The following is a 5,533-nucleotide window of genomic DNA, read 5'->3' on the forward strand; positions in this document are numbered from 1 at the left end:
AAAAGCCGGCCGGCTCCACCAGGCCTTCCCCGGGCTCGGCCTCCCCGTCCGGCGGTGGACAGGACCAGGTCACCATCGACAACTTCGCCTTCATGCCCGCCGCCCTCACCGTGGCACCGGGCGCGAGGATCACCGTGACCAACAAGGACGACACCGCGCACACCGTGACCGCGACCGCCGGCAAGGCCTTCGACACGGGAACCGTCGACGCGGGCAGGACGGTCACCTTCACCGCGCCCGCCAAGGCCGGTGTGTACCCGTACATCTGCACCATCCACCCCTTCATGAAGGGCACGCTCACGGTGCGCTGACTCCGCCACCGACGCCCTCGTCGATCATCACCACCCACCACCACCCACAGCCCCGGACAGGCCTGGCCCCCGCCGGCCACACATGGCGTGGAGGGCGGGGGCGCGTAGGTCAGGAGCCGTCGGCGCGCCTCAGTGCCGGGAGCCGCGCTTGCCGCTGAAGTCCTGGCCGGTCCCGCCGGTCCGCCCGGTCTGGTCGGTGTCGTACTCGATCTGCTCCTTGCGGACGTCGGCCGAGACCTCCTTCTGCTCGGTCACCTTCTCCGTCTCCATACGCACACGCTCGACGGGAATGGTCTCCTTGCTGATCACCGGCTGCTCGGCGTGCAGAGTCACCTCGGTCTGGCCCTCACTGATGGGGGACCGGCCCATACGGGAACGGTCCTCGGGCGCGATCGCCTCATGGATGACACGGACCTCCTCATGGCTGAGAGGCACGGACGTGGTCACGCTCTCGGTCACGACGACCTTGCGCAGCCGCGCATGGCCCACCTCGTGCTCCTCGGTGCTGATGTGGAGCTGCTCCTCGGACCGGATGAGTTCCTCGCCCTGCGCCTCCTTGCCTTCGGCCGACTCGGCTCCGCGCATCCCCGCCATCGGCCGTCCCTGGCCTCCCGCGGCGGCCGGCGCGGGCTCCGCGGGCATGCCGGCACCGGCTGACACACCGGGGCGCGCGCCCGTACCCATGCCCGGGCCGGAGACCGTACCGGCCTCCGCGCCGGTCCCCGTCCGCGTCCCCGCCGTCGCGGCCGGAGTACCCGCGCTCTCGGCCATGCCGAGACCGGAACCCGTGGTGGCCAGGCCGTAGTGCTCGTAGAGCTGCTTCTCCTGGACCGGATCGAGGTGCTCGTCGGCCGCGAGACGCGGTGCGTCCTTGACGGCCTCCTTGGCGTAAGGGACATGAATGTCCTCCCCGGCGCGACGGGCGCCGGTGAGCGGGACGAGGCTCTCGTTCATACCGAACAGACCGGTCTTCACGGTCACCCACTCCGGGCGGCCCGTACGGTCGCCCACATAGACCTGGCCGACGTTGCCGATCTTGTCGCCGTCCTTGTCGTACACGGGCAGCCCCGTGAGCCTGCTGGGGTCGTTGAACACGCCATCGGCTGACATCAGCGATCACTCCTCGCGTGGGGGAAGCGCGTCTGCGGGATTGGCCCCTCACGGTCAGGCGCGCACGACTCCATCGCGCCTCCGTCCGGCACCGGTGGCAACCGGGGGAGACCCGGGCCACACGCCGTTTCGGTCCCGTCCGCCGTCCGAGCAGCGGTCACGGTGGATGGTGCCCGGTTCCCGATATCCGCCATTCGGGTGAATATTGGGTAATTGGTGAGGATTATTCCGGGCAGTGGACGAGCACCGGACGAGAGGTGCGGATTTGTGAAGTACGGAGTACGGAGAGCGCGAACATGGCTGTGAAACGTATCGGTCTCGTCGTCCACCACGGCCGCGCCGAGGCCGTCGAGGCGGCCCGCGCCGTCTACACCTGGTGCGACGCGCGTGACATTCCCTACAAGGAGATCGATGTCTGGAAGGCGCACGAACCGCGCCACGACAGCCAGGAGGAGGCGTTCTCGGCGGGCAACCCCGACCTCGTCGTCACTCTCGGCGGCGACGGGACCTTTCTGCGCGGCGCGCGGATCGCGGCCGAGAACGGCGCCGCCGTGCTCGGAGTCGATCTGGGCCGCGTCGGCTTTCTGACGGAGGTCCCGGCCGACAAGGTCACCCGCGCGCTGGACGCCGTCCACGAAGGGCGGGCCGCGGTCGAGGAGCGGATGACGCTCACCATGCGGGCCTCGCGCGCGCTGGAGATGCCGTCGGGCGTGGAGGCGCTGCTCCGCTACGGACGCGGTCCGGCGCTGCCGCCGCCGCATGTCCGGCCCGACACCACGGAGGGCGAGGGCTGGGGCGTGGCGCTGGACATCGTCGCCGTCAACGATGTCGTCCTGGAGAAGCTCGCCCGGGACCGGCAGGTCAATCTCGGGATCTATATCGCGGGCCGGCTCCTCGCCTCGTACTCCGCGGACGGTGTCATCGTGGCCACTCCCACCGGCTCGACCGCGTACAGCTTCGCGGCCGGCGGTCCGGTGCTCTCACCGCACATGGACGCCGTGGTCTTCACGCCGGTCGCACCGCACATGACCTTCGACCGTACGGTCGTGGCCGCTCCCGACGAGCCGGTTGCGGTACGGGTCCTACCGCATTCCGGGGAGGCGGCGCTGAGCATCGACGGCCAGCTCCGCGGAGTGCTGGATCCGGGGGACTGGGTCGGTGTGTACGGTGCCCAGTACCGGCTGCGGCTGATCCGGCTGGGGCCCACCGACTTCTACACCAGGCTGCGCGACCGCTTCCGGCTCGCCGACGCGCCCGCCACCGCTCCCGACGGGGAGTCCGCGCCGCTCTTCCGGCCCGACAGTCCGGTTCCGGCCGATCTGGCCCATCTGCGGCTGCCGCCGCCTCCGTCGCACTCCTGAGCCGCCTGTTCCTTGAGGTGCCCGTTCCTCAGCCGCCCGTTCCGGAGGTGCGACCGGACCCGATCTCACCGACAACTGAGACGCTCTGGACAAAAATAGTTGTCGGTGGATACGGTGGAGCCATGTTGGACGTGACCGTGATCGAGGACGCGGCGGCGGCAGCCGTCTCGCTGGATCCTATGAGGGCCCGGCTGCTCGCCGAGTTGGCCGCAGGACCCGCGTCGGCGACGATGCTGGCCGGACGGGTCGGGCTGCCCAGGCAGAAGGTCAACTACCACCTGAAGGCGCTGGAGCGGCACGGACTGGTCGAGCTGGCCGGTGAGCGCAGAAAGGGCAATGTCACCGAGCGGCTGATGCGGGCCACGGCGGCCTCGTACGTCATCTCGCCGCTCGCCCTGGCCGCGGTGCAGCCCGATCCGGGCCGCTTCCGCGACCAGCTCTCCGCGCGCTGGCTGCTGGCGGTCGCGGCGCGGCTCGTACGGGACGTGGGCGCGCTGATCACCGGAGCGACGAAGGCCCGCAAGGGACTGGCGACCTATGCGCTCGACGGCGAGGTGCGCTTCGGCTCGGCGGCCGACCGGGCCGCGTTCGTGGAGGAGCTGACGCGCGGCGTCGGCGCGCTGATCGCCAAGTACCACGACGAACACGCCGAGTCCGGCCGCGACCACCGGATCGTCGTGGCGCTCCATCCCACCGTCAAACCGGCCGCCTCCGTGACAGCGGAAGGCTCTGTGCCATCGGGTGGCGGCGCGCCGCCGGACGGCGCCGCGCCGGTGACCACCGGCCCGGCCTCCGTCGAAGAGGCGTCATGAGAGAGCTGGGCCCCGTCCTCGTCGTCCCGTCCGAGCCACTTCGGCAGTGAGCATTCAGCACAACGTCTACGCGCACCGGCGCGCCTGAGGAGTCACCACATCATGTCCAAGGAATTCGAGATCGTCCGCGAGTTCGAGGTCGACGCGAGCCCCGAGCAGGTCTGGGAAGCGATCACCACGGGTACGGGGGCCTGGCTGTGGCCCATGGAGTACGAAGGCCGTGAGGGCGGCGCGGCACCGCACGGCGGCACCATCACCGCATGGGAACCGCAGCGGCGGCTGACCGCCCGGACCGAGGACGTGGAGGGCATCGACCAGCAGACGCTGAACCAGCTCGACCATCGCATCGAGCCCCGTGAGGGCGGCGGTTCCTGGGTGCGCTACGTACACAGCGGGATCCTCGTCGACGACTGGGACAACCAGTACGACGGTGCCAACAAGCACACCGACTTCTATCTGCACACCCTGCGCCAGTATCTGCTGCACTTCGCCGGACGGCCCGTCACGTTCGCGACCACCGACGGTCCTGCGGCCTCGAACGCGCCGGGCGCGTTCGAGGTGGCGAGCCGAGGCCTCGGACTGCCGGACGACGCGGCCGAGGGCGCCACCGTACGCGTCGAGCTTCCTGCCGTGGGCGCCGTGGACGCCGTCCTCGACTACCGCAATCCGTACTTCGTCGGGCTGCGCACCGGAACGGCGATGTACCGGCTCTTCGGCAGGAACCACTGGGGCGCGCCGGTCGGGATCAGCGTGCACGACTTCGCTCCGGGCGCCGACGCCAAGCGGATCGAGGGCGCGTGGCGGAACTGGATCGACGGAGTCTTCGCGTAGGCCCTGTCCACGGGTGGGGGCGCGGGTACGCCGAAGACGCGCCGAAGCGGTACGGGATGAGGGCGTCGCGGCCGGGAGAGACGGCATGATCGAGGCGCTGCTCCAGGCCCGGGGCCCTGGGGCCCTGACCGAACGGGAGCGACACCCATGGCCACACGCGCGGCACTGTTCGATGTCGACGGAACACTTGTCGACACCAACCACCTCCATGTGACGTCCTGGTGGGAGGCGTTCCGCCAGGCCGGCCATACGGTGGCGATGTCCGGGATCCACCACTCGATCGGACTGGGCGCCGGCGAACTCATCGCGCATCTGCTCGGCGACGAGCGGGACCGCGATCAGGACGCCGTGATCAGCGCAGCGCACACCACGCTGTACGCGACCTACTTCGACCGGCTGCCGGCGCTGGAGGGCGCGGGTGATCTGCTGCGGTCACTGGACGACCGCGGCTGGCGCGTCGTACTCGCCACCTCGGCCGGAGAGGCCGAACTGACCGCGCTGCGCCGTGCGCTCGACGCCGACGAGGTCATCACGGCCGCGGTCGGCTCGAACGGCGCCGCGGTGGGCAAGCCCGCGCCCGATCCGGTGCACCGGGCGCTGGAACTGGCCGGGACGTCCGCCGAGCGCGCGGTGTTCGTCGGGGACACCGTCTGGGACATGGAGGCGGCGTCGAGAGCCGGTGTCCGTGCCGTCGCCCTGCTGTCGGGCGGTATTCCGCGTACGGCGCTGGAGTCCGCGGGCGCCACGGCGGTCTACGAGGACCCGACCGCGCTGCTGGCCCGTCTCGACACGAGCCTGTTCGCGGATCTCGACGGCCGCTGAGCGCCGCGCGCGAGCCGGTGCGGCTGTCCCGGCCCGTGGCCGCTCACTCCCGGGATCCGGCCTCCCGGGTCGGCGCCTCGCGGGTTCCGGCCCCCTACGGTCAGGCCTCCCGGGTCGGCGCCTCCCGGGTCCGTGTCCACTCCCGTAGCTGCTCGGCCGTCCAGGTGTTGACGATCCGCTCCGCCGGTACGCCGCACTCCTCCGCCCGCGCACAACCGAGGAGCTGCCAGTCGAGCTGTCCCGGCGCGTGGGCGTCCGTGTCGACGGCGAAGAAGACGCCGGCGGG

The 5,533-nt window shown here is 71.0% G+C and carries 6 protein-coding genes and 1 pseudogene; 5 read left to right on the forward strand and 2 right to left on the reverse strand.

What is annotated here, in order from left to right; all coding sequences use genetic code 11:
* The coding region (locus GA0115259_RS04490; RefSeq protein ID WP_237539755.1) for a cupredoxin domain-containing protein at nucleotides 1–311 on the forward strand (311 nt) is incomplete at its 5' end.
* 129 nt (nucleotides 312–440) lie between these two features.
* On the opposite strand, the gene GA0115259_RS04495 is transcribed toward GA0115259_RS04490, so the two are convergent.
* The gene (locus GA0115259_RS04495; RefSeq protein ID WP_370747280.1) at nucleotides 441–1,421 is read right to left on the reverse strand and encodes a DUF2382 domain-containing protein; all 981 of its coding nucleotides are present in this window, start codon (nucleotides 1,419–1,421) and stop codon (nucleotides 441–443) included.
* A 296-nt stretch (nucleotides 1,422–1,717) separates the two neighbouring features.
* On the opposite strand from GA0115259_RS04495, the gene GA0115259_RS04500 reads away from it, so the two are divergent.
* The 4 genes from GA0115259_RS04500 (at nucleotide 1,718) to GA0115259_RS04515 (ending at nucleotide 5,247) form a co-directional block, all read left to right on the forward strand.
* Nucleotides 1,718–2,782, forward strand: a complete 1,065-nt coding sequence (locus tag GA0115259_RS04500; RefSeq protein ID WP_093591136.1) for an NAD(+)/NADH kinase — start codon at nucleotides 1,718–1,720, stop codon at nucleotides 2,780–2,782.
* A 122-nt stretch (nucleotides 2,783–2,904) separates the two neighbouring features.
* Entirely contained in the window at nucleotides 2,905–3,594 is a 690-nt protein-coding gene (locus tag GA0115259_RS04505) for an ArsR/SmtB family transcription factor (protein ID WP_093591138.1), read from the forward strand.
* Nucleotides 3,595–3,696: 102 nt separating this feature from the next.
* Nucleotides 3,697–4,425 (forward strand): SRPBCC family protein, encoded by a 729-nt coding sequence (locus GA0115259_RS04510; protein WP_093591141.1) that lies wholly within the window; start codon nucleotides 3,697–3,699, stop codon nucleotides 4,423–4,425.
* 147 nt (nucleotides 4,426–4,572) lie between these two features.
* The gene (locus tag GA0115259_RS04515; protein ID WP_093591144.1) at nucleotides 4,573–5,247 is read left to right on the forward strand and encodes an HAD family hydrolase; all 675 of its coding nucleotides are present in this window, start codon (nucleotides 4,573–4,575) and stop codon (nucleotides 5,245–5,247) included.
* Between the two features lie 100 nt (nucleotides 5,248–5,347).
* Here the strand turns inward: GA0115259_RS04515 and GA0115259_RS04520 are convergent.
* Nucleotides 5,348–5,533: pseudogene (locus tag GA0115259_RS04520) on the reverse strand (histidinol phosphatase); the annotation flags it as partial.

The sequence above is a fragment of the Streptomyces sp. MnatMP-M17 genome (assembly GCF_900091995.1).
In the GTDB taxonomy this organism is placed as follows: Bacteria; Actinomycetota; Actinomycetes; order Streptomycetales; family Streptomycetaceae; genus Streptomyces.